This is a genomic window from Hyphomicrobium sp., assembly GCF_019744875.1.
GTDB lineage: Bacteria > Pseudomonadota > Alphaproteobacteria > Rhizobiales > Hyphomicrobiaceae > Hyphomicrobium_C.
The window spans coordinates 916,462-939,690 of the sequence record NZ_JAIETU010000005.1 but is presented as its reverse complement, the minus strand read 5'-3'; the positions used below and the strand labels follow the sequence as shown (position 1 = coordinate 939,690).

Annotated in this window: 19 protein-coding genes; 13 read left to right on the top strand and 6 right to left on the bottom strand. The window is 61.4% G+C overall.

Going from position 1 to position 23,229, the window contains the following annotated elements:
- The 3 genes from K2Y42_RS14395 (at window position 1) to K2Y42_RS14385 (ending at window position 2,364) form a co-directional block, all read left to right on the top strand.
- The gene (locus K2Y42_RS14395; protein ID WP_291153756.1) at window positions 1-246 is read left to right on the top strand and encodes a DUF3302 domain-containing protein; all 246 of its coding nucleotides are present in this window, start codon (window positions 1-3) and stop codon (window positions 244-246) included.
- Complete coding sequence (locus tag K2Y42_RS14390) at window positions 243-1,184, top strand: efflux RND transporter periplasmic adaptor subunit (protein WP_291153753.1); 942 nt, start codon at window positions 243-245, stop codon at window positions 1,182-1,184. Before K2Y42_RS14395 ends, K2Y42_RS14390 begins: the two co-directional genes overlap by 4 nt.
- A 412-nt stretch (window positions 1,185-1,596) precedes the next feature.
- The gene (locus K2Y42_RS14385) at window positions 1,597-2,364 is read left to right on the top strand and encodes a DeoR/GlpR family DNA-binding transcription regulator (protein WP_291153750.1); all 768 of its coding nucleotides are present in this window, start codon (window positions 1,597-1,599) and stop codon (window positions 2,362-2,364) included.
- Window positions 2,365-2,373: 9 nt separating this feature from the next.
- On the opposite strand, the gene K2Y42_RS14380 is transcribed toward K2Y42_RS14385, so the two are convergent.
- Together K2Y42_RS14380 and K2Y42_RS14375 are read right to left on the bottom strand one after the other, a co-directional pair.
- Window positions 2,374-3,723 (bottom strand): aspartate aminotransferase family protein, encoded by a 1,350-nt coding sequence (locus tag K2Y42_RS14380; RefSeq protein WP_291153747.1) that lies wholly within the window; start codon window positions 3,721-3,723, stop codon window positions 2,374-2,376.
- 12 nt (window positions 3,724-3,735) lie between these two features.
- A complete protein-coding gene (locus tag K2Y42_RS14375) occupies window positions 3,736-4,734 on the bottom strand; it encodes a phosphotransferase (RefSeq protein WP_291153746.1) in 999 nt (332 codons plus the stop codon).
- A 209-nt stretch (window positions 4,735-4,943) separates the two neighbouring features.
- Between K2Y42_RS14375 and K2Y42_RS14370 the strand changes: the two genes are divergently transcribed.
- The 10 genes from K2Y42_RS14370 to K2Y42_RS14325 all read left to right on the top strand — a co-directional run bounded on the left by K2Y42_RS14370 (window position 4,944) and on the right by K2Y42_RS14325 (window position 17,492).
- Complete coding sequence (locus tag K2Y42_RS14370; protein ID WP_291153744.1) at window positions 4,944-6,077, top strand: PotD/PotF family extracellular solute-binding protein; 1,134 nt, start codon at window positions 4,944-4,946, stop codon at window positions 6,075-6,077.
- Entirely contained in the window at window positions 6,074-7,231 is a 1,158-nt protein-coding gene (locus K2Y42_RS14365; RefSeq protein WP_291153741.1) for an ABC transporter ATP-binding protein, read from the top strand. Before K2Y42_RS14370 ends, K2Y42_RS14365 begins: the two co-directional genes overlap by 4 nt.
- A gap of 1 nt (window position 7,232) precedes the next feature.
- Window positions 7,233-8,087, top strand: coding sequence for an ABC transporter permease (locus K2Y42_RS14360; protein WP_291153739.1), 855 nt, complete (start codon window positions 7,233-7,235; stop codon window positions 8,085-8,087).
- Window positions 8,087-8,893 carry an ABC transporter permease gene (locus K2Y42_RS14355; RefSeq protein ID WP_291153735.1) on the top strand — a complete coding sequence of 269 codons (807 nt, stop codon included), beginning with the start codon at window positions 8,087-8,089 and terminating at the stop codon, window positions 8,891-8,893. Before K2Y42_RS14360 ends, K2Y42_RS14355 begins: the two co-directional genes overlap by 1 nt.
- Window positions 8,894-8,909: 16 nt before the next feature.
- Entirely contained in the window at window positions 8,910-9,689 is a 780-nt protein-coding gene (fabG, locus tag K2Y42_RS14350; protein ID WP_291153732.1) for a 3-oxoacyl-ACP reductase FabG, read from the top strand.
- A gap of 72 nt (window positions 9,690-9,761) precedes the next feature.
- Window positions 9,762-11,666, top strand: a complete 1,905-nt coding sequence (locus tag K2Y42_RS14345; RefSeq protein ID WP_291153730.1) for a propionyl-CoA synthetase — start codon at window positions 9,762-9,764, stop codon at window positions 11,664-11,666.
- 839 nt (window positions 11,667-12,505) lie between these two features.
- Window positions 12,506-14,383 (top strand): alkyl sulfatase dimerization domain-containing protein, encoded by a 1,878-nt coding sequence (locus tag K2Y42_RS14340; protein WP_291153727.1) that lies wholly within the window; start codon window positions 12,506-12,508, stop codon window positions 14,381-14,383.
- A gap of 54 nt (window positions 14,384-14,437) precedes the next feature.
- On the top strand, window positions 14,438-15,079 hold the full coding sequence (locus tag K2Y42_RS14335) for a hypothetical protein (RefSeq protein ID WP_291153724.1): 642 nt from the start codon (window positions 14,438-14,440) through the stop codon (window positions 15,077-15,079).
- Window positions 15,080-15,105: 26 nt separating this feature from the next.
- Complete coding sequence (locus K2Y42_RS14330; protein ID WP_291153722.1) at window positions 15,106-16,122, top strand: DUF1254 domain-containing protein; 1,017 nt, start codon at window positions 15,106-15,108, stop codon at window positions 16,120-16,122.
- Window positions 16,119-17,492 carry a DUF1254 domain-containing protein gene (locus tag K2Y42_RS14325; RefSeq protein ID WP_291153719.1) on the top strand — a complete coding sequence of 458 codons (1,374 nt, stop codon included), beginning with the start codon at window positions 16,119-16,121 and terminating at the stop codon, window positions 17,490-17,492. Before K2Y42_RS14330 ends, K2Y42_RS14325 begins: the two co-directional genes overlap by 4 nt.
- Before the next feature lie 298 nt (window positions 17,493-17,790).
- On the opposite strand, the gene K2Y42_RS14320 is transcribed toward K2Y42_RS14325, so the two are convergent.
- The 4 genes from K2Y42_RS14320 to K2Y42_RS14305 all read right to left on the bottom strand — a co-directional run bounded on the left by K2Y42_RS14320 (window position 17,791) and on the right by K2Y42_RS14305 (window position 23,228).
- Window positions 17,791-18,294, bottom strand: a complete 504-nt coding sequence (locus tag K2Y42_RS14320; protein WP_291153718.1) for an Rrf2 family transcriptional regulator — start codon at window positions 18,292-18,294, stop codon at window positions 17,791-17,793.
- 70 nt (window positions 18,295-18,364) lie between these two features.
- Window positions 18,365-20,569: a TonB-dependent siderophore receptor gene (locus K2Y42_RS14315; RefSeq protein WP_291153715.1), complete on the bottom strand. Its 2,205-nt coding sequence runs from the start codon at window positions 20,567-20,569 to the stop codon at window positions 18,365-18,367.
- A 313-nt stretch (window positions 20,570-20,882) separates the two neighbouring features.
- Window positions 20,883-21,764, bottom strand: a complete 882-nt coding sequence (locus K2Y42_RS14310; protein WP_291153713.1) for a MurR/RpiR family transcriptional regulator — start codon at window positions 21,762-21,764, stop codon at window positions 20,883-20,885.
- A gap of 111 nt (window positions 21,765-21,875) precedes the next feature.
- Window positions 21,876-23,228, bottom strand: coding sequence for a HAMP domain-containing sensor histidine kinase (locus K2Y42_RS14305; protein ID WP_291153711.1), 1,353 nt, complete (start codon window positions 23,226-23,228; stop codon window positions 21,876-21,878).
- Window position 23,229: the final 1 nt, after the last annotated feature.

Below are 23,229 nucleotides of genomic sequence, written 5' to 3'. Positions count from 1 at the left end.
ATGGGCTTCATCGACTACTTCGCGATCTTCATACTCGTCGTCCTCATCGTGTGCGCGATCGCCGTGTTTGTCGCCCTCGGAATGGCGCCAGGGCACTTTGCGAAACGGCGTAACCATCCATGGGCTGAGGCCGTCGAGGTTGCGGGCTGGGTCACTCTGATCTGCGGCTTCGTCCTTTGGCCGTTGGCTTTGATTTGGGCGTTCGTCGATGCTCCCGCTCCTGCACAGAGGACGCCCGGGCCATGATGGTCTTCCTGTTGCTCGTCTATCTGGGGGTTCTGCTTCTTCTGATGCACCTCGAGATCGTGCCGTCGAACCTCTTCTGGAAAGCATCTCCGCTTGTCTGGCTGCTCATTCTGAACATCGCGCTGTTCATCCCCATGGGTTGGGGCGCGCCGTCAGGGCCGGTTCTCGTTGCCCGCCATTCCGTCCAGATCGTGCCAGACGTCGCCGGCGAGGTTGTCGAGGTTCCGGTTCAGGCGAACCGGCCCCTGAAAGCGGGAGATGTTCTGTTCCGCATCGACGAGACGCCCTTCAAAGCGCAGGTCGACGCATTGACCGCGCAGTTGAAGTTCGCTGAGTTGCGGCGCGAGCAGATGGGACAATTGCAGGCGCACGATGCGGGGCGTCTCTTCGACGTTCAGCAGCGCGAGTCGGAAGTGGCGCAACTCAAGGCGCAGCTCTCAGGCGCGCAATGGAACCTCGACAAGACGGTGGTGCGCGCACCGGCCGACGGCTTCGTCACCAACATTGCGCTCCGCAAGGGCGCGCGCGTCGCGAACCTGCCGCTCTCTCCGGTGATGGCGTTCATAGACACGTCGGAAACGATCATCGGAACGGAAATCGCCCAGATCGATGCGCGCTACATCGAGCCGGGCCAGAAGGTGGAGCTGACGTTCAAACTGCACCCCGGCCGGATTTTCACCGGCCAAGTCGATACGGTGCTGCAGGCGGTCTCGACCGGTCAGCTCAAGCCATCCGGTTTTGCGGTCGCACCATCGGAAGTGAAATCCGCTCCGTTTGTCGTGCGGCTCAAGATCGACGATGACGACCTTGCGAAGCGATTGCCTGCCGGCGCCACCGGCGAGGCCGCCATCTTTACCGATCACGCCCAGGCAACCCACGTCATCCGCCGCGTCATGCTGCGGATGACGGCTATTCTGAATTACGTGAACCCGTTTTGAGCGTTGACGTGAGCTCCGGGACTGCCGAGTTTCGGAAAGCTGATGGCAGTTAACAACCATGACCGCTTTCACAGCCTAGCGGAAACGTGCTGCTCCCCAGTGCGCGGAGCGGAGATGTGCCGTTAACCAAACCTTACAGTCGCCAGGGTCTAACTCCGATGTGGATGCTGCGCCCGTAGCAGTCTCGAGAACGGTTTCATTCGAATCTCGCTTGTCCGTGACGCTCACCTCACGCATGGCCAAGCGGGCGTACGCTTCCATTCGTCGGCGACCCATCGCACGCGCGCGCTGCAAGCGCACGGGACGGGCTCGACTTTCCAGGTGACATGTCGGTGTAAACACTTAGTTTTGCGACGATTGGTTTAGGTCGTCCTGAGACTTTTACTCCTTTGCGTGGTGAGAGCGCGGCAAGATGAACAAGAAATCCGTCCGCCAGCGGGAAATCGTCTCGTTGCTCTCCAACCAACCAACATTGCGGGTGAGCGAGCTCGCGGATGCGCTCCGCGTCACCACCGAAACGATCCGTCGCGACCTCGACGAGATGACGGACAAAGGGGTGATCAACCGAACCTACGGCGGCGCCATCCTGCGCAAGGCGGCCGAACCCTCGGTCGCGCAACGGCATACGCTGCTGATCGAAGAACGCACGCGCATCGCCAAGGCGGCGTGCGAAGCCTGCAGCGGCGCGAGCGTGTTCATGATGGGATCTGGCGCGACAACGCTTCACGTGGCGCGGCGCATGGCCGCCACCATGCAGAATATCACCGTCATCACGCATTCGTTCGCAATTGCCATGGCCCTGGGCACAAATCCGACGATCAACGTCTTGATGACACCAGGCTTCTACCTTGCTGGAGAAGGCGCGACCTACGGCGCGCAAACGCTGCGTTTCCTGGAACAATACAACGCCCAGTGGGTCATTTTGGGCGCGAGCGGGCTTGCGCCCGAAGGTGCGAGCGACGCGCTGATTGAGATGGCCGAGATTTATTCCGCCATGATCGAGCGCGGCAACCGGCGCATGATCGTGGCCGACGGATCCAAGTTCAATGAGATGTTCACGGCCCGTTATGCGAGCTGGAGCCAGATCGATCTGCTCGTCACAGATAGCAATCCGGCCGGGCCCTTGCTCAAGTCCATGCAGACGGCCGAAGTCGAGATTAGAGTGGCGTCCGAAGTCTAGCCTCCGGGCTCACGAGAGCTTGAGATCGGCGAGCGTGTCGGCGAGACGGTCGACGAAGATATCCGCCTCTTCTTCGGACAACGACAGAGGCGGGCGCACCTTCAAGGTGGTGCCGTAGCGGCCGGCGGCGCCAATCAGCACGCCCCGATCCTTGAGGCCGTTGATGACGCTCGATGCGACCTCGGCGTCCGGACGGTCCTTCTGTCCCGGACGGCAAAGCTCGATGCCGAGAAACAGGCCGGCGCCGCGCACGTCCGCGATCCGCTCATCCTTGGAGGCGAGATCGGCAAGGCGCGCTTTGATGTAATTGCCCTGGCGCAGCGCGTTCTCCTGAAGATTTTCCTCGCGGATGACGTCGAGAACAGCCATGCCGGCCGCAGCCGCCACCGGGTTGCCGCCAAAGGTGCTGAAGTAGCCGGTATCTTCGCAAAAGCGCTCCAGAAGCTCCGGACGCGTGACCAGGCCGGCCATTGGGAACCCATTGCCCATCGGCTTACCCATGGTGACGATGTCAGGCCGTACATCGTGGCGCGCGAAGCCCCAGAAGGCATCGCCCGTGCGCGCAAAACCTGGTTGCACTTCGTCGGCGACGTAGAGACCGCCCGCCTTGCGCAGGGTGTCGATGGCTTTGCGCATGAAGCCGCGCGGATCGGCGTAGACGCCATCACTCGAAAAAATGGAATCGCAAACGAAGGCCGAGACCGTGTGACCTCTGCGCTCGAGTTCCGCGATGGCCCGCTTCATGTCGGCGTCGAATGCGTCTTCAACAGATGCGCTCTGGCCAGGCCCCGACGGCGCAGCAACCGTGACGACATGATCGGGCAGCTTGCGGCTCTTGCGTCCCGACGGCGAGATGTCGGAGATGATCGACGTGTTGCCGTGATAGGCATTCTCGGACACGATGATACCGATACCGCCGGAGGTCGCCCCCGCAATGCGCACGGCGAGATCATTGGCTTCGCTACCGCTGCACGACAAGACAACGTTGGACAGCTCGGGCGAAAACGTCGCTTTCAGCGCGTCCATGTAGAGATCGACAACACTGTTGAGGTAGCGCGTATTGATGTTGAGGCGCGCGATCTGATCGGCAACAGCCGCCACGACGCGCGGATGCGTGTGTCCGATTGACGGGACGTTGTTGTAGAAATCGAGATACCGCGTGCCGTTCGCGGCGGTCATCCACGAACCCTTGGCGGATACGACCTCGATCGGTTCGCGATAGAACAGCACGGCAGCCGCGCCGGCATTCGCCATGCGGCGCGCCAGCAACGGATTGAGATTGCCTTCATGCGCGCCGGCATCGAAAGCGTTCATATCGAGGATCTGACGCGCTGCCGCCTGCGTTTTGAGTGTGGCCATGGTGGCTAATACCTAATTCCCAATCTTCGACAAGAAGGCGTCCGCAAGCTCGATGGTGCCCGCTGTGAAGGGTGCGCCGAGCGCTTGAGCGGTAGGTGTTTCGGCGTGGCTGGCGACCCACGCGGTCAGAAGGAAGCGGCGCAGGAACACGAATGTCGGGATCGCGGCGACGTCGTCTTCGGAAAGCTGCTGGACCGTACGATAACCCTCGACCCAAGCCGATTGCAGCTCGGGCACGATGGGTTCGTGTTCGATGAAGCTCACCGCCGACGCGAAATCGTAGACGAACCAGCTAAACCCACAGTCGTCGAAATCGATCACGCCCAGGCGACCGCCATCGACCAACAGGTTGGCGAGCCGCAAGTCGGCATGGATCAAGCCGAAGCGCTCGGGCCCCTCGCCATAGGCCGCGAGAAACTTCTGCAATTCGAGGCTCGCCCGTTCGAGGATGGCCTTGCCGTCGGACGTGAGGCCGAGCGCGTCCCGCCAGTCGCCCCACAACGGAGCCCCGCCAAGCATTGTCTCGTAGGTCCACGCCTTGCGACGGAACGAGTCCGGCCGCTGCCAGGTGCGTGCGTGACGATGCAGACGCGCGCTGATCGCACCCAACTCGCGGAAGCCCGCAACAATTCCGGCGTTCTGCTCAGGCTCGACGCCGGTCATGAATTCGAAAGCCACGACTTTGCGCACGTCGCCGGCGGCGAACATGCTGCCGATGTAGCTGCCGTCGTCGATCGGCAAGGGCTTGGGGGTTGCAACAACGCCGTGCCAGCGAAGATCGAGGATCCAGTCCAGCTCGGACTGGATCTCGTCCGGCCGATGGTAGCCCGGGCGGTGGACGCGCAGAATGATCTGCCTGCCGGTATCGGGATCGACCGCCTTGAAGGTGGCATTCTCCGAAACATTGAGGGTTTGCACCGTGCAGGAGGCAGGCAGTCCCCAGCGGTTGACGAGCCCTGTCAGCCCCTGACGCAGTTCCTCGACAAATTTGTCCCCGTAGAGCCCTGCCATCGGCGTGTCCTATCGCTTCCGTCAGCAACCGACATACGGAAAATTTCTGCGACCTGCAACATTCCGCTTGCGTTTTGCAACAATTCTCGCTGAACCTAGCTGCAATCCGGCGAGATGCGAAATGCACGCGGCGGGTAAAAACGGACCCAAAAAACAGGTCCACCGACATCTAGGGGAAACACCGGGTACTTCGACCCAGGGAGAAGTGTATGCACCTCAATCGTCGTCAGTTCGCAAAATGCGTTGGCGCAGCCGCAGGTTTGGCGGCGCTCGGACCAGCGGGCAAAGCCTTCGCCGCTCGCGACAAGGAAATGAACATCCTCTGCTGGGAGGGCTACAACACCGACAACGTGCTCGGTCCCTTCCGAAAAGCTTTCCCTGGCGTCACCACGCGCGCCGAAAGCGGCACGTCCGATCCCGACATGATCAACAAGCTTCGCGCGGGCGAACTGAAGGTCTGGGATCTCATCAACGTCAACCAGCCGTGGGCCCGCCAGCAGCTGTTTCCGGAAAATCTTATCAAGCCGCTCAACAAAGAGCGCTTTCTTCCTTACTTCGCGAAGATGTCGCCCGAATTCTCGGCGCCCTATCCGCTGGCGTTCGCCGAGAGCGGCGAGCTCATCGGCATGCCGCAGCGCTACGGTCCTTTCAGCTTCGTCGTCAACACCGACAAGATCAGTCGCGAAACCGCCGAAGACCAGGGCTGGTCGCTGTTCCTCGATCCGAAGATGAAGGGCCGCTACGGCGTCCTCACCTACGACAACTGGAACGTCATTCACCTCTGCATGACGGCCGGCATCGACCCGTTCAAAGCGGTCGATGACGCCGGTGTCAAAAAGTTCACCGACACAACGAAGGCTGTATTCGAAGGCGCCAAGATGCTGAGCGACGACCTCGTCGCTATGAACACCGCGCTGATCAACGGCGAAATCGACGCCTACTTCACGGGCGGCACCTACACGGCCAGCCCGGCACGCTTCGACGGCGCGAACAACATTCGCGCCATCACGCCGAAGAGTGGCCCGGTGGACGGCAAAGGCGGCTGTGTCTGGATCGAGCTCACGTCGGTGGTCAACAATCCGGACGGCAGTCCGCGCGCCGAAGATTTCCTCGAATTCGTGCAGAAGGGCGAAATTGCCAAAGCGGTCAGCTTCGCCGAGGGCACTTACAATCCGGTCAGCCAGATGGGCGATCCGGAGACCTTCAAGCTCTGGAATACGGCAGAGCTCGATGCGATCCAGTGGGATAGTCTCGGAGAAGAACTGAAACGCTCCGTCGATTTCTCGGTTGTTCCCAACTACGACGATTTGCTCAAGATCTACACGGCGGCGAAGCGTCGATGAACCTCGTGACCCCGGCCCGCCTTCTCGATGAGAAGGCGGGCGTTTCTCATTCCGGCGCCCCGCCCGTACCGAGAGCCATGACGCAGACGCAGCCCATTCTCAGGATTGTCGATCTCAAAAAGACGTTCGACGAATTTACGGCACTGGACTCCGTCAATCTTACTGTCGATGACGGCGAGTTTCTGGCCATCGTCGGCCCCTCGGGCAGCGGCAAGACCACGCTGATCCGTCTCCTGGTCGGCATGGAAGAGCCGACCAGCGGCGAGATCTGGCTCAAGGATCGGCGCATCGACGACGTGCCCGCAAACCGGCGGCCCACGTGCATGGTGTTTCAGTCGCTGGCGCTGTTTCCGCATCGCTCGGTCGGCGAAAACATCGAGTTTCCGCTGAAGATCCGCGGCGTCGATGCCGCGCAGCGGCGGGCTCGCGCTCTGGAGCTTCTCGACGTGGTGCGCCTGCCGCAGCATTACTACGACAAGCGCATCCAGCAGTGCTCGGGCGGAGAACGGCAGCGCGTGGCGCTGGCACGCGCCCTCGCGTTCGATCCCGAAATCCTGTTCTTCGACGAGCCGTTGTCGGCACTCGACTTCCGACTGCGCAAGATGCTGGAGAAAGAGCTCAAAGACCTGCATCAGCGGACGGGAAAGACGTTCATCTACATTACCCACAGCCTCGAGGAGGCGATGGTGATGTCCGACCGGATCGCGATCATGAAGTCCGGCGGCTTCGAGCAGATCGGACCGGCCGAGGAAATCTACGCCAAGCCCAAGAGCCGCTTCGTCGCGGAGTTCATGGGTGAGGTCAATCTCTTCCACACCCGAGACGGTGCCGCCTCGATCGCGTTTGAGGACGTTTCGATTGATCCGGCCGTCGCGAAGGCGCGCGGCTTGTCGCCGGAGTTCAAGGGATACCTGATGGCGCGCCCGGAAAGCGTGCGGCTGTTGGCTGCCGGAGAGGTCGCGGACGCGACGGCGGACGGCGTGATCGAGTCCGAATATCTGCTCGGTTCCCGCATGCAGTATCTCGTTCGTCTTGCCAGCGGTTACAAAGTGACGGTCGAACTCTCGCGCGAGAACCGCGTGTCCTGGGAGCCCGGCGCGCGAACGCGGATTGGCTTCGATCTCGATCGGGCGCATCTGATCCAGGAGGCCTAGCGTGGAGCGCATCAACCAGCGTCTCGGTGCTCTGAGCGCACTCCCGGTCGTACTTTTTCTCGCGGCTGGATTTCTGGCGCCGCTGATCGTGGTGGCCGCGTTCTCGATGATGCCGCAGAAGGTGTTCTCGCTCGCGAACCTGCCCGACTTCTCCTCCTACGCCATCATGGTGAAGGAAGGCTATTGGGAGTCGCTGCTGGTTTCGCTGGCCATGGCGCTTGCGGCGACGCTCATCCTGTTCGTGATCTGCTGGCCGCTCGCATTCGCTATGGCCAAGGTTTTCGGTCGCTTCACGCTGGTGCTCACAATCGGTGTGGTGATGACGCTTTTCGTATCGGAGAACATCCGCCTCTTCGGCTGGGTGCTGACGTTGATGAAAGGCGGCCTCATCGAAGGCTACTGGCGCACCTGGACCGGGCAGAGCTTCGACGGCTTGCTGTACAATGTGCCGGTGATCATTTTCGGTCTGGTCTACGTCTACCTGCCGTTCATGCTGTTTCCCCTCGCCCAGGGTATCTCGATGGTGCCTGATGACGCTCGGCAGGCCGCTTTCGATCTCGGCGCCAATCGGTGGCAGATTTTCCGCGAAGTGGAGTTGCCGCTTGCAGCTCCCGGGATCATGGTCGGTTGCCTGATCACGTTCGTGCTCACGGCCGGTGCCATCGCGGAATCCAAGCTGCTCGGCGGGCGCGCAGTGATCGTCATCTCGGACGAGATCGAGCGTGCGTTCACCTACGGACAGAACTGGCCCTTGGGATCGGCGCTCGCCGTGACGCTGATCGGCGTCGTGGGCACACTCGCCATCTTCGGCGTATCGCGGATCGATCTCGATGCCATCATGGGGAGGAGGCGCTGATGAACCCCTCCAAGGGCGGTCGCATTGGGCTTTATGCCTATGGCATTCTGATCCTGGCGTTTCTCTATTTGCCCCTGATCTCGGTCGGCTTCGCGTCGGTCTCGCAGGCGCGCTATCTCTCATTCCCGATCCGCCAGTACACCACGCAATGGTATGGGCAGGCGCTCGAGAGTGACACGGTCTCAGATCTCCTGTGGATCTCGCTGCAGGTGGCAACCATCGTGACAATCATCTCGATGGTACTGGGCTTCTTCGGCGCGCTGGCGTTTGCGCGCTATCATTGGCGGTTTCGCAGACTCTATCAGAAGCTCATCCTGCTTCCGATTTTCTTTCCGCAATCGGTGCTCGGGCTGGCGCTGCTCATGTGGTTCAACGCCGTTGGCATTACGCCGACCTGGCACACGGCAATCATTGCGCATCTGGTATGGATCGCGCCGATCGCCACGCTGATCATCGCTATCCGTGCTTACAGCTTCGATCCGGCACTGGAAGAGGCCGCGCGCGACATGGGCTGCTCGACCTGGCAAACGCTGCGCGAGGTGACGATCCCGCTGCTAATGCCGGGCGTCATCTCGGCGGGGTTGTTCTCCTTCCTGCTCAGCTGGGGCAATTTTCCGTTGTCGCTGTTCACGACCGGAGCAGACTTGACGCTGCCGGAATGGCTCTACGCGAAAATGGTCTCCGGCTACTCGCCTCTGGTTCCAACTGTCGGCATGCTGTCGGTGGCGGCTTCGATCGTGCTCGTCGTCGTCGCCTTCGCCGTGTCGATGCTGACCACTCGCTTCAAGCGCAACACCACGAACTGACGGGGAGATCTCTCATATGCTGACGTCAATCGCAGGCCAGAGCGTCATTGTGACGGGCGGGTCGAAGGGAATCGGAAAAGGCATCGCCCGGGTATTCGCCAGGCAGGGCGCGAAGGTCGTGATCGCGGCGCGCGGCATGGATGCTGCCGAAGCGACCGCGCACGAGATCCGCGTGGCCGGGGGAACGGCCATCGCGCACGAAACGGACGTTTCGGATTGGGGCAGCGTGCAGGGGCTAGTGACGAAGACGCTACAGTCGTTCGGCAAGATCGACGTGCTCTGCGCCAATGCAGGCGCGTTCCCGCAGAAGAAGATCGTGGACCTGTCGCCCGACGACTGGGACCAGGTGATGCACAGCAACCTCAAGAGCACGTTCCTGTGCGTCAAGGCGTGCATTCCGGCGTTTGAGGCGGCAGGAAGCGGGCGCGTGGTCGTGACGTCATCGATCACAGGTCCGGTCACCGGCTACCCAGGCTGGTCGCACTACGGCGCAACGAAAGCCGGTCAGCTCGGCTTCATGCGGACGGCCGCGATGGAGCTGGCACGCTATAAAACGACGATCAACGCCGTGCTGCCTGGCAACATCATCACCGAAGGCCTGCAAGACCTGGGTCAGAGCTATCTCGACGGCATGGCAAAGGCTATTCCTCTGAAGCGGCTCGGCAACGTCGAGGATATCGGATATGCCGCGTTGTTCCTGGCATCGAAGGAAGCCAGCTACATCACCGGCCAGACAATCGTCGTCGATGGCGGCCAGACGCTGCCGGAATCGGCCGAGGCGATAGACAGCATCTGACGCGTTTTCGTGAGCCCTTGAGCCCCGGAGCCGTCTGCGGTTTCGGGGCTCCTTTTTTTGAAAGTCGCGCGCATGAGCAGATACCCGGACGTCTACAAGAGCTGGCAGAGCAATCCCGAGGCGTTCTGGGCCGAGGCAGCGAAAGCCGTCGACTGGTTCAAACCCGCCGATCGCGTTTTCGATGCGTCGCAGGGCGCCTACGGGCGGTGGTTTGCCGGCGCGACGTGCAACGCCGCCCACAATTGCCTGGATCGCCACGTTGCGGCAGGCCGTGGGCAGCAACCGGCAATCATCTACGACAGTCCCGTCACGGGCACCAAGCGCGCGTTGACCTATGCCGAGCTGCTGGACGAGGTCGAGATCTTCGCCGCGGGGCTTGCGAGCCTCGGCGTCAGCAAGGGTGACCGCGTCGTCATCTACATGCCGATGGTGCCGGAGGTGGCGATCGCGATGCTTGCCACAGCGCGGCTAGGCGCCATCCATTCGGTCGTGTTCGGAGGCTTCGCCGCCAACGAGCTCGCCGTGCGGCTCAACGATGCGAAACCGAAGGTCATCGTTTCCGCCTCGTGCGGCGTCGAGCCCAAGGCCATCATCAAGTACAAGCCGTTGCTCGATTCAGCGATCGCGATGGCGGCGCACAAGCCGGAGCATTGCATCATCCTGCAGCGGCCGATGGAACGGGCCGCCTTGATCGACGGCCGCGATCTCGACTGGAGCGCGCTGGTGGACGACATGCGGGCGCAGGGGGCAAAGGCGGCCTGCGTGCCCGTCGCGGCAACGGATCCGCTCTATATCCTGTACACATCGGGCAGCACGGGGCAGCCCAAAGGCGTAGTGCGCGACACCGGCGGCTACATGGTCGCGCTGATGTGGACGATGAAGAACCTCTACGGCGTAGAGCCGGGCGAGGTGTTCTGGTCCGCCTCCGATGTCGGCTGGGTGGTCGGCCACTCGTACATCATCTACGGTCCCCTTCTCCACGGAAACACGACGATCATCTACGAGGGCAAGCCGGTCGGTACACCGGATGCGGGAGCGTTCTGGCGCGTTCTTTCCGAATACAAAGTTGCGTCGTTTTTCACTGCCCCGACCGCACTGCGCGCAATCAAGAAGGAAGATCCGACCGGGAGCCTGATCTCGAACTACGATCTATCGCATCTCCGCACGCTGTTCCTCGCCGGCGAGCGCGCCGATCCCGACACGGTGACGTGGGCCGAGCACGCGCTTGGCATTCCTGTGATCGACCACTGGTGGCAGACGGAAACGGGCTGGGCCATCACCGGAAATCCGATTGGCCTTGGCGCATTACCCGTAAAGCCGGGTTCGTCCACCGTCCCCATGCCGGGCTACGACATTCATATTCTCAGTGACGAAGGTCATCCCGTACCGCAACGGACGCTCGGCAACATTGTTGTGAAGCTGCCTTTGCCGCCGGGTTGCCTGCCGGCGCTCTGGAACGCGGACGAGCGGTTCGGCCCAAGCTACACCGACGAATTTCCGGGTTTCTATAAAACCGCCGACGCGGGCTTTCGCAACGAGGACGGCTACCTGTTCATCATGGGGCGCACCGACGACATCATCAATGTCGCCGGGCATCGCTTGTCGACGGGTGCCATGGAGGAAGTTCTCGCGTCGCACAAGGACGTCGCCGAATGCGCGGTGATCGGCGCAGCGGACGCTCTCAAGGGCGAATTGCCCATGGGCTTCGTTGTGCTCAAGGCCGGCGTCACGCGGGAGCACGCCGACATCGAACGTGAAATCGTCGCGCTCGTGCGCGAGCGCATCGGGCCGGTGGCAGCGTTCAAAACCGTGCGCGTAGTGGCCCGCTTGCCCAAGACACGGTCCGGTAAAGTCTTGCGCGGCACGATGAAGAAGATTGCCGACGGCATTGAATACCAGGTGCCGCCAACCATCGACGATCCCGCAATCCTCGCTGAGATCGAGACCGTTCTTTCAAACCGTCCAGTTGTGGGGTGAACCGAATTTTTTTGCCGCTTCCTTTGATGGGGAGGCATCGCTTCTATCTCATGCAATTCGCGGCTCACCTCGCGGCTCGACCGTCAGGGTCACGTCATCGAGCGCGCGATTGTCGCCGAAGTCCCTCGTGACGTGCAAAGCCTCAAGCATAACGCCTCGTTCAATCTCGCCCGCCCTCGAACAATTCGAAGCCCTCGAATTCGTGAAAGGAGGCGTAAGAGCGCTAGTGAAGCTCCAGGAGTCAACGTCGAAGGACAGCGACCGGGGTTCGCAAACTTCGCAGATGCCGTTTCGCCACAACGAGTGTTTGGCGCTCAGAGATGCGCAGCAAAGCGCGCGCAAGACGAAGCAGACCGCGCGGGATCTCGCCTCGACGCCCCGAGGTCTCGCGCTACGTCAGCAGGCACGCACGTCGCGTTCGCGCCTTCACATGACGTACACTGCAGAAACGAGCGAGGCGGCGACGTGCCGTCAACGTTGCACACCCTCTCTTCTCACGAGCGTTGGTCAGGACGACGCTGAGAGATGTTTCATATAATCACGAAAAATCAATAACTTGATCCACAGCCACCTCGACGAAACAAAACTCGGAGGAAAATTTCCTTGCCGCAGTCCAGCACAGATTTTTACCCAATTGACAGCTAGGTCCAGCCCACAACTTGCCCATCGTCCATTGTTCGAGGACGGTGAGATGACGCTAGGGGCGAGACCACAGAGAATGTTTTGAAGTATTGCGAGGACGTATGCGTCGCATCTACAGCAAGGCTGCCGTAGCAGGTCTAACTGCTGCAATTTTTTATGCGCTTCCTCCCACCGCATCCGCAGAGCCACCCACCTCCGTGACCGAAGCTCAGAATGCAGCCGTTCTGAGCAAACTGCCTTTCGGTGATCGCAGAGAGTTTGAAGACGCTGCGCGCGGGTTCCTCCGCAAGCCGGACACGCTCACGATCCTCGGAGCAAAAGGCAACATCGTTTGGGACCTGGAAAGCTACAAGAGCTTCATCAAGCAGGATGCTCCCGCCCCCGCCAGCGTCAATCCGAGCTTGTGGCGGAATGCGCAGCTGAACGTTCAGTACGGACTCTTCGAGGTCGTCGACGGCATCTACCAGGTGCGAGGCTACGATCTCGCCAACATCACATTCATCCGGGGCGATAGCGGGTGGATCGCCTACGATGTCGGCACGGCTATCGAGACGTCGAAGGCTGCCTACCAGCTGCTCACCGAGCAATTCGGTCCCCGCCCCATCGTCGCCGTCATCTATAGCCACTCCCACCTCGATCACTACGCCGGCGTCAAGGGACTGGTCAGCGAAGCGGACGTCGCGTCCGGCAAGGTAAGCATCATCGCACCTGCGGGCTTCATGGAGCATGCAGTCAGCGAGGGTGTCATCGCCGGCAACGCCATGAGCCGCCGCGCCAGCTACATGTATGGCGCACTGCTGCCGCGCAACGCCGAAGGCAGCGTCGGCGCGGGCCTCGGACTGACGACGCCGATCGGAACAGCGACCCTTATCGCTCCGACGAAGACCATATCGCGCACGGGCGAGAAGCTGACTGTCGACGGCGTCGAGATGGAGTTCCAGCTCACGCCTGGCACAGAAGCCCCGGCGGAAATGAACACGTACTTCCCGAAGTGGCGCGCGATGTGGATGGCGGAAAACACCACCGCCACCATGCACAACATCCTGACGCTGCGCGGGGCGCAGGTCCGTGACGCGCTCGAGTGGGCAAAGTACATCAACGAGACGATCGATCTTTACGGCGACAAGATCGACGTGAAATTCCAGTCGCATCATTGGCCCAAGTGGGGAAATGCCGACGTCGTCGAGCACCTGCACAAGCAGCGCGACGTCTACAAATTCATCCACGATCGGTCCGTCAACCTGATGAACAAGGGCTACACGGGCGAGGAGATCGCAGAGTTGATTTCCTTGCCGAAGAGCCTCGAAGGTTTCTGGCCAGCCCGTGGATACTACGGAACGCTGAAACACAACGCGCGTGCCGTGTATCAGCGCTACATGGGATGGTACGACGGAAATCCGGTAAATCTGGATGCGCTTCCGCCGGTCGATGCGGCGAAGAAGTACGTCGACTACATGGGCGGTGCCGCGGCGATCCTGGCCAAAGCGCAAACGGATTTCGACAAGGGCGAGTACCGGTGGGTCGCCACAGCCGTGAAGCATGTGGTGTTCGCAGACCCGTCGAACAGCGACGCGAAGCGGTTGTTGGCCAAGGCGCTCGAACAGATGGGCTACCAGGCAGAATCCGCGCCATGGCGATCGGTCTACCTGCAGGCCGCCTACGAACTTCGCAACGGCGCGCCGGATCTCTCCGCCATGGGCAGCAGCGCCAGTCCCGACGTGATACGGGCCATGGCGCCGGAAATGCTGTTCGACTATCTGGCCGTTCTCTTGAACGCTGAAAAAGCCGAGGGAACGAACCTGACGCTCAACATCAACTTCACGGACATCGACAAGAAGTACACCGTAACCGTCGCGAATTCCGTGCTGAACTACACCGAGCAACAGTCGGACAAGCCAGACGCGACAGCGCATCTGACAAAAGCGGCACTCGACGATGTGCAGCTTGGTGCAGCGACCATCGAGCAGAAAATTCAGTCGGGCGACATCAAGGTCGAAGGCACGCGCGGCGCGTTTGCCGAGTTCTTCGGCCTGTTCGACAAGTTCGACCCCAGCTTCCCGATTGTCACTCCTTGATCGATAGCGGCGGAGCATCGAGCTCCGTCCCCCCAATTTTTGTTGTGGTGCGGCGTGAACTTCAACATCACCATCTCGCGAAAGGCGTCCATCAGAGCCCTTAGTCTGGCCGCTCTGCTGTTCGCGCCCGCCTACGCGTATGGCTGCGGCTTCGATGGACTGTCGGGAAATCGTCTCGCCGCGCTCCACCCTCGCTCGATCCACGTGGCCTTCGCCATCAGAGACGCCGTAGATGAGGGCATCACGCCCGCCTCCGTGCTGAACCCGATCGTGCCGGGCTCCGCAGGCTACTGGCGTGCCGTTGGCCACCTGCAGAGCCTCCACGCACGGCTCGCTGCCTCTGCACGGGAGCAGGCTGCAACGCCGCCGATTTCCGTCCTGTTCATTGATTCAAATCTCTGGGCCCGCTTCCATGTCGCCGACGGGCGCGTCACGGTTTCCTTGCACACACCGGGCGCGGAAGCAGGCGATGCCGAGATCATAACGAGTGAAGCAATTGTCACCGAATTGCTCGCCAACCGCATCCCCATCGACGTTGCCATGCGGCGCGGACTGATCGAAGTGCGGGGAGAAAATCCTGCGCAGGCTCAAGGATGGCTTCGGTCCGCGTTCACTCTGAACAATAGTGCTTCGACCGTCTCGCAGGTCGAGCACCGCGGCCTTCTACTCTTCGGAAAGCCGAAGACGAAGCGATGATCACGACCTTAGCAGGAGTACCCATCGTGACTGCACTCTCGCGCTCCGCGTTCCTCTTGGCCCTCGCACTGGCACCCACTCACGCTCTCGCTGAGCCGATTCCGGTGAGCACCGACAATTTCGTGCGAGCAGAGAGCGATCGCTACCTCGCGGGCGTCGTCGGGCTCGGTGGATTCGGAAAGTTCAACCACACGCGAGAGATGGCGCCGCTCGATAAGCAGACCGTTATTCGGCTGAACCGCGATACGCTCTATTCATCGGCGGTCTTCGATCTTGACGCCGGGCCAGTGACGATCTCCCTCCCCGACGCGGGTGCGCGATTCATCTCTCTGCAGGTGATCGATGAAGATCACTACACCCATGGCGTTTACGACAAACCCGGCGCGATCACATTGAAGCGCGACGAGATCGGCACACGCTATGTCCTCGCAGCTTTCCGGATTCTGGCGAACCCGGAAGATCCCGCCGACATGGCAAAGGTGCATGCGATCCAAGACGCAATCAGTGTCGAACAAGCCTCAGCCGGCAGTTTCGAGCTGCCCCAATGGGACCCCAAAACCCAGACCACCACGCGCAACGCTCTCAATACCCTCGGCGACCTCCTTCCAAACACGCGCGGGATGTTCGGCAGGAAGGGAGAGGTAGACCCTGTTCGTCATTTGATTGGTTCGGCAATGGCCTGGGGCGGCAATCCGGAAACGGAAGCCCTCTATCTCAATCGGGTCGCTCCCAAGAATGATGGAAAAACCGTCTACCGGCTCAAGGTGGGAAAGGTCCCCGTCAACGGGTTCTGGTCGATCTCGGTCTATGATTCCAAGGGCTACTACACGCCCAACAGCTACAACGCCTACACGCTCAACAATCTGACGGCCAAGCCGGATGCGAGCGGCACCACAACCGTGCAATTCGGCGGCTGCGACGGCAAGATTTCGAACTGCCTTCCGACACCCAACGGCTGGAGCTGGATGGTCCGCCTGTATCGTCCCCAAGCCGAAATCCAGAATGACAGTTGGACATTCCCTGACCTGGAGGAGATCAAGTGAACCGTCGTAGCTGCCTCAAAATGTGCGCGGCGGCTTTGCTGACGCCGTGGTCAATACGAGCGCAAGCCGAGCCCGGTCAATCCGACTTGGTGCGCCAGGCATTCGAATACGCCTATCCTCTCGTGAAGAACTACCTCACCATATTTCAGTATGCCCTTGATCCGGGTGGAAGCCAGTACAAGGGTCCGTTCAACACCCTCAATAGCGCGGCCCGCGTCTACACTCCGAAAGACACGGCGGTCATTACGCCGAATTCTGACACGCCGTATTCCTTCATTGTCTTCGACCTGCGGGCTGAACCCGTCGTGATCTCCATGCCGGAGATCGAGGCGGGCCGATATTATTCGCTCCAGCTCGTCGACCTCTACACCCACAATGTGGACTATGTCGGCACGCGTCTGGACGGTAACGGCGGAGGCGATTTTCTGGTTGCCGGACCTGACTGGCGCGGCACGGCACCCGCGGGCATCCGCCGCGTTGTTGTGATGCCGACGACGCTGGCCGTAGGGATTGTGCGGACACAGCTCTTCGACCCTGCTGACATCAATCGCATCGCGGAGATCCAGGCCGGCTACAAAGCCCAGCCACTGTCGGCCTACACGGGAAATCCGCCGCCTCAAGCCGCCCCCGCGCTCGATTGGCCAGTAATAAACGATGCAAAGCTTGCAACGGACTTCTGGCCGCTTGCCTCGTTCCTGCTGAAGTTCGCCCCGCCCTTGCCCTGGGAAACGGAATTGCGAGGCGGCTTCGAACGCGTTGGACTCACCGCCGGCAGCGCATGGCCAGACAAAGCTATGTCAGCCGAGCTGGCCGATGAAATGCGCACCATGGTGCAGCCGGAGCTGAAAGCGATCTTCTCGGAGGTCAAGAACCTCGGTGACTCGTCGACGATCTTCGGCACCCCAGAGTTTATGAAGGGCCGCTATTTGACGCGCGCCGCGGCCGCAATGGGTGGCATCTACGGCAACTCGGTCGAAGAAGCGCTCTATCTGACCTTCAATCGGGACGAGCAGCGCGAGACGCTGGATGGCAGCAAGCATCGCTACGTGCTGAGTTTCGCTTCGAAGGCCCAGTTGCCGCCTGTCGACGCATTTTGGTCGCTGACGATGTACGACACGGCTTCGCAGCTTCTGGTGGACAACCCGCTCGACCGATACCTCATAAATTCCGCCATGCTGCCTGGGTTGAAGGCGAACGAGCGCGGCGAAATCCTTCTCTATCTCCAGCACGAGAGTCCAGGCAAAGAGCTGGAAAGCAATTGGCTCCCGGCGCCGTCCGCACCGTTCTATGCCGTCATGCGGCTCTATCTTCCGAAGCCCGAAGCCCTCGACAAGAGCTGGATCGCTCCGCACGTCGAGAGGCAAACGTGACGGGTTCGTCGCCGCCCCGCTAAATCAATGTGAGCTCGAAGATTGCCCGCCGTTCAGCTTTGGCCAGGTGGTCGCCGTGCAGACGTCTTGCCGACGGGCTTCTTGTTTAGATTGCGCTTGGCCTCAACCTTCCGAGCCGCCGCGGCCTTCCTCGCTTGTCCTCGCAAGAAGCGCGATCCACTCCGCCTTCGCGACCCCGATCTTGATGAGCAGATCAAAGACATCTCGGCATCCAGATTTTCCGCGACTGCGGCCCACGACCACTTTACTCAAGGGTCGGGCGCATCCTCAAAACCCATTATTGAGGCGCGCTCCTGATCCCCCGCGCATCATAGGCCGCCCGTCTGTCCGAACTAGGGTCGCCGGCCCGCGCATCGAAATCCTCGGCCAAACCTCCGACATACGCGCCTGCCGTCGCGCTTTGGTTCAGCATCCCTAGATCAGCGATCGAATGTTCGTTGAGGACCTGGAAGAACTTGTCTCGCGCATCCTTCAACGCATCGCGCATGCACGTGTCGACCGGATCCGTCCGCGTTCTCCAGCTTCGCGTGTCTTCCACGAACTGCACGACGTCGCCGACGCGTATTGACGATGCAGGCTGGGCGAGCGCGTATCCGCCCTGCCGCCCGCGGACGCTCGTGATGAACCCCGCCATGAGAAGCTCGTGGACGATCTTTCCGGTGTACGGCTCAGGCGCGGCTATGCCCTTCGCGATCGCGCCCTTCTTGGCGATCCCATCGGGACACATGGCGACATAGTTCAAGATCCTGAGCGCCACGAATGCACGGGACACAACAAACATGGTGTTTTGTCCTTGGCAACGACACGAACCGAATGGGCATGGCGGCGTCTCCGCCGCCATGCCCCCTGACCTAGAACCTGCTCGTCACGCCGAAATAGAAGGCGCGCGGCGAGCCGGGCGTAATGTTGTGATCCGAGTGCGCGCTTGCGTAATACGTCTCATCGAACAGGTTCTCGACGTTGAGCTGGGCATCGAGATTTTCGGTGAGATTGAAGTACAGCGCACCATCCACCCGCGTGAACTCGGGCAGCACGGTCGTGTTGCTCGTCGAGGCGAAGATCTCAGACCGGTGCACGACGCCGATACCGGCGGCGAACATCGGGGTGAACCGGTACTTGTTCCAAAGGGTGAACATGTCCTCTGGAATGTTGGCGAGCGACCGGCCGACAGGCACGGTGTTGCCCACGGTGGTTCCCTGGGCCCCGGTGATCTCCCCGAACGTCCGCGCATAGCCGCCGGCGATTTCCCATTGATCGGTAATGTAGCCCGCCATCTCGATCTCGCCGCCTTCGGTACGGCTACTGCCGATCTGAACGGGCGGCAGAGCAACGTTGACGGGGTTCACCGCGCGGGTGTTCTCGCGATCGAGGCGATACAAAGCCGCTGACAGCATCAGGCGGGGCGCGATTTCCCATTTGACGCCGATCTCATGATTGATGAACGTCTCGGGCTCGAGATCCGCAGCCGTCCCGTCGAGCGATCCGAACCGCTCTCCCGAATAGGGCAGGAACGATTTGGAGTAGCTCGCGTAAAACGACAGGTTTTCGATTGGCTTGACGACGACACCGACGCGCGGTGACCACATGTCATCAACGCGGCCGAACTGGTTGCCATTGAATAGGTTCGTCGCGTCGATGTCGAAGCGGTCGAAGCGTATGCCGCCGATCACCTGGAAGTACTTGGTGATGTCGAACTGATCCTGAACATAGACGGACGCTGTCGACAGCTCCGTCTCATTCCGCCCCGTGACCGGGATGGGATAGTTGGATGGCAATGTAAAGGTCGGATTCGACGCCGGGATGCCAACGACGTTGGCGCCCGTCTTGCGCGTATTTTCCGTGTCCTGGCGCGAAAACTCCGTTCCCACCACCAGGGTGTGGCCATACCAGCCGCCGTCGAACTCGTAGGTCACGTCGGTCTGGTTCACCAATGTCGAGCGCGTCGTGAGGTTGTCGTACACGCCGGCCGAATACAGCCCGCCCGCCGACACGCCCGTTGCGGCGAAGACGTTGTCGTAGAACTTGTCGAAGTTTCCGTATGACGTGTGGTTACGAACCTTCAGGTCCTCGCTGAACTTGTGCTCGATCGTGGCCGTGGTGGTGTGGCCGTCGAAATCCGAGACGCTCTTGTTGGGGTCACCGAAGAACGCCTTAATCGTACCGGGATAAGGGCGCCGTTCCGTGCTTCCCGGAACTGCGACGGAGGAAATTCCGCGATCGGCCGTGCGGTCGTCGTGGAAATACTCATAGCTCAGCCACACGCGCGTATGATCGGTCAGCCGGAAGAACGCGGTCGGATTGATGCCGTAACGCTCGAGATCGACGCCATCACGGTAGCTGCCCGAGTCCTCGAAGACGCCATTCAAGCGCACCGCGAAATCGTTGCTGACGCGCGCGCCGACATCGGCGGTCGCACGATAGTGATCGAACGATCCGATCCACGCCGTGCCTTCGCGGACGTCCTCGCCGGCCTTCTTGGATACGCGATTGACGACACCGCCACCGCCGCCGCGACCGAAGATCATGGCGTTGGGGCCCTTGAGAACCTCAAGCCGATCGGCGTTGTAGAGATCGCGGAAATACTGCACGTCGTCGCGAACGCCATCGATGAAGAAGTCCGCCGTCGTGTTCTGGCCACGAATGACGATCTGGTCTCGGTTGCCTTCACCTTGGGCAACGAGCACACCCGGCACGTACTGAAGAGCCTTGTTGACGTCGACGGCGTGCTGATCCTTCGCGCGTTCCTGCGTGATGACCGTGATGGCCTGCGGAACATCTATCAGCGGCGTGTCTGTCTTCGTGCCACTCGATGTCCGCGTTGCAAGATAGCCATCGACACCGCCGGAGGAGAGTCCCCCGTCCGCGTCTGTGGAGGCACCTTTCTCCACCGGCTCAGGCGCGGCCGCGGCAGCCACCGGCGCCTGCGGAACGGGAGACGTTGCGGTTTTCTTCTTCGCCGCAGCGGCCTTCTTCTTCGCCTGCGCCGTCACCTCGAGAGGTGGCAGCTCGGCGGGCGTCGCAGCTTCCTGCGCAAACGCGCCTGACCCAACCCCCACGCTCCCCGATAGCATCGTACTGATAAAAAGTGCCGCGGAACGAGCGCCGCGGCTTTTGACGTCACGCATATGACAGTCCCCCAAGTGTGAGCCCCAGTGAGAGATCGCGCCGCGACGAATGCAGTCGTCGCGGCGCGGCCTTTTGGTTCGCAAGTTGGCTGGCTAGTGGACGAGATTGCGCGTCGGTGGCTGGCTTACTCACGTGGGGTCAGACTTGGATTGCGTACTGTAGTAGTAAATAAACCCCAATCCGCGAAAACCTCGACAAAGCCCCGCCGGTGCAGGATCGCAACGGCGCGCTGGACGACGCGACTTACGGCGCTTTTCCGACGGATTTCCGTAACTCGTTCAAGCGTTCAAGGGTCGTGATCGCGCGGTCTTTGTTGCGATGGGCAAGCGCCAGCGTCATGGCTTCGAGGCAGACGAACGTCGCCCCGTGCAGGGCCACACGGCCGGCCGTTCCTCGATGCACGTTCACGACCGTGGTCGCGTGCGACGCGAGCCCCTTCTCCGCGAAATCGGTCACAAGAAGGATGCGTTTGCGGAGCCGGCGCGCTTCGGTAATGCAGGCCATCGCTTCCTTGTAGGGCTGGCCGTAGGCCAGCATCACAACGACATCCACGTCCTGCATGCTGAGCAATTGATCTGCCAGTGGCGATCCGCTGCCGTCGAACACATGCGCGACGCGCCCGCTCCGCGTCAGATGAAGAGCAAAGTATCGCGCGAGGTAGGACGAGGGCCCGAGCCCGAAAACGCCGACCCGGCGCGCCGATGCGAGCAGCTTCACCGCCGTCGACATTTGCTCGCGCGTCTCGGGCGAGGTGAGCGCCTCGAACGCCGCACCATGATCATCGAGCGCGCGATCGATTGCGCCATCGTGCTGGTCGCCGATGCCCGAGAACGTCCTCGCCATGTTGTCGGCGGCCGATTGGCCATGGCCGAACGTGGCGGCCAGCTCCTGCTTGAGCTCCTTGAAACCCGCGAACCCAGGCGCCTTCACCGCGCGAATGACACTCGCATCCGAAGTGCCGATCATCGTGCCAATCTCGACGGCGGACTTGGTGAGCGCGTCCAGCCTGTTGGCATCGATGAACTCGAGAACGCGCACCAAAGACGGCGGAAGGCCGGCCATCCGCGACCGGATGCGACTGCCGAGCTTGTCGGCGGGTGTCTCTGGATTGTCTTCGAATTTCATGGTGTTGACTGAACATGCCGCCCCGCGCCCTTCGCGCCGGACGCACGCGGGGCGGAGAACTGTCCGGCATGAACCTGACAATCACCTGAAAGCGGGTCTGGGGCGCTCAGATCAAACGGCGCGAGGAAACTCAATGACGGCTTCGAAGCCGTCCGCGCGGCCTTGGGCGGGCGACGCAAGAACAAGCCTGCCTCCGGCTTGGCGCATGATCATGTCCACGATCGTGAGGCCGAGCCCGCTGCCGGAAGCCTGGCGGGCATCGCCTCTGTGGAAGCGGGCCATGAGTTTACCGAGTTCGGCCTGCGGCAGCGCATCGCCCGCATTGACGACACGAACGGTGCGGTCGCGGCCAACATGAACTTCAATTGGCTCTCCGTCGCGGCCATGATGAACCGCATTCTCGATCACATTGCGGAAGACGATCGCAACGGCGTCCTGATCCATCGCGACCCAGCAGGCTTGATCGTCATCCGCGTCGAACCTCAACCGGGCTCCGACATTCGACTGCTGGCGGAAGTCGTCGACCACCAGCGCGGCGATCGCCGCGAGATCCGTGAGCTCCCGGGAATGGCCAAGACCGGCCTCGGCGCGCGCCATCTGCAGCATCTTCTCGACACGCCGCCCCAGGCCTGCCAGTTGCAAGGCCAGGCCTTCCGCCCGTGTGCTGTCGGACGTCCCTTTGAGATTGGCCGCCAGAACTTGAATCTGCGCCCGCACCGCAGCGATGGGATTGCGCAATTCGTGAGCGGCATTGGCCGCAAACGCACGTTCGGACTCGATGGCCGCCTTGAGCCGCGTCATCAGCTTGTTGACGGAGTCGATGACGGGAGTGAGTTCGGTCGGAAGGCCGGCAGGGTCGATAGGGTTGAGATCGCTTCCACTGCGCGCTTCGAGTTCATCGGAAACGCGCGAGATCGGCGTTGTGGTGCGGTCAACGGTTCGCCACACCGCAAATACGGCGATCGGCAGAAGCGCGATCAGCGGAGAGGCAAGGCCGACCCACATCCCGACCGCCGCCTCCCGGCGCTCCTGCAGTTCGTGGGCGACGACGAACCAGACACCTTCGTCTTTCAGGAAATGCGTATAGTACCGATAGTCGCCGTAGTCGTAGAAGCCCTTCTTGAGTGGAATCGATGGCGGCTTGTCGGGTGCTCCCCTGGAGGCGAACACCACCGTGCCTGCCCCGTCGCGCAGCAGATAGTGGACGTGGCTGCGGCTGGCGCTGAAGGCGAACGAGCGCGCCTCGGACGGCCGAAGATCGGCTTGCCCAGAAACCTTGCGCCGATACTCCTCGAGCGCGACCGGAACCAACTCGCTCCCCGTGGCGCGCAGCGCGCCGTCGAAAACCTCGATGATTTCCAGGCGAACGGCAAAGGCCGCCACCACGACACCCGCGATCCAGAACAACGTCACGAATCCGATGAGCGCTCGGCTGAGGCGGCGCTTGATTGACCAGGGGTGCATC

Bases quoted from the DNA above. Each gene is read 5' to 3' on its own strand.
- K2Y42_RS14395 (WP_291153756.1), top strand. From the start codon at position 1: ATGGGCTTCATCGACTACTTCGCGATCTTCATACTCGTCGTCCTCATC.
- K2Y42_RS14390 (WP_291153753.1), top strand. From the start codon at position 243: ATGATGGTCTTCCTGTTGCTCGTCTATCTGGGGGTTCTGCTTCTTCTG.
- K2Y42_RS14385 (WP_291153750.1), top strand. From the start codon at position 1,597: ATGAACAAGAAATCCGTCCGCCAGCGGGAAATCGTCTCGTTGCTCTCC.
- K2Y42_RS14380 (WP_291153747.1), bottom strand. From the start codon at position 3,723: ATGGCCACACTCAAAACGCAGGCGGCAGCGCGTCAGATCCTCGATATG.
- K2Y42_RS14375 (WP_291153746.1), bottom strand. From the start codon at position 4,734: ATGGCAGGGCTCTACGGGGACAAATTTGTCGAGGAACTGCGTCAGGGG.
- K2Y42_RS14370 (WP_291153744.1), top strand. From the start codon at position 4,944: ATGCACCTCAATCGTCGTCAGTTCGCAAAATGCGTTGGCGCAGCCGCA.
- K2Y42_RS14365 (WP_291153741.1), top strand. From the start codon at position 6,074: ATGAACCTCGTGACCCCGGCCCGCCTTCTCGATGAGAAGGCGGGCGTT.
- K2Y42_RS14355 (WP_291153735.1), top strand. From the start codon at position 8,087: ATGAACCCCTCCAAGGGCGGTCGCATTGGGCTTTATGCCTATGGCATT.
- fabG (WP_291153732.1), top strand. From the start codon at position 8,910: ATGCTGACGTCAATCGCAGGCCAGAGCGTCATTGTGACGGGCGGGTCG.
- K2Y42_RS14345 (WP_291153730.1), top strand. From the start codon at position 9,762: ATGAGCAGATACCCGGACGTCTACAAGAGCTGGCAGAGCAATCCCGAG.
- K2Y42_RS14320 (WP_291153718.1), bottom strand. From the start codon at position 18,294: ATGTTTGTTGTGTCCCGTGCATTCGTGGCGCTCAGGATCTTGAACTAT.
- K2Y42_RS14310 (WP_291153713.1), bottom strand. From the start codon at position 21,764: ATGAAATTCGAAGACAATCCAGAGACACCCGCCGACAAGCTCGGCAGT.
- K2Y42_RS14305 (WP_291153711.1), bottom strand. From the start codon at position 23,228: ATGCACCCCTGGTCAATCAAGCGCCGCCTCAGCCGAGCGCTCATCGGA.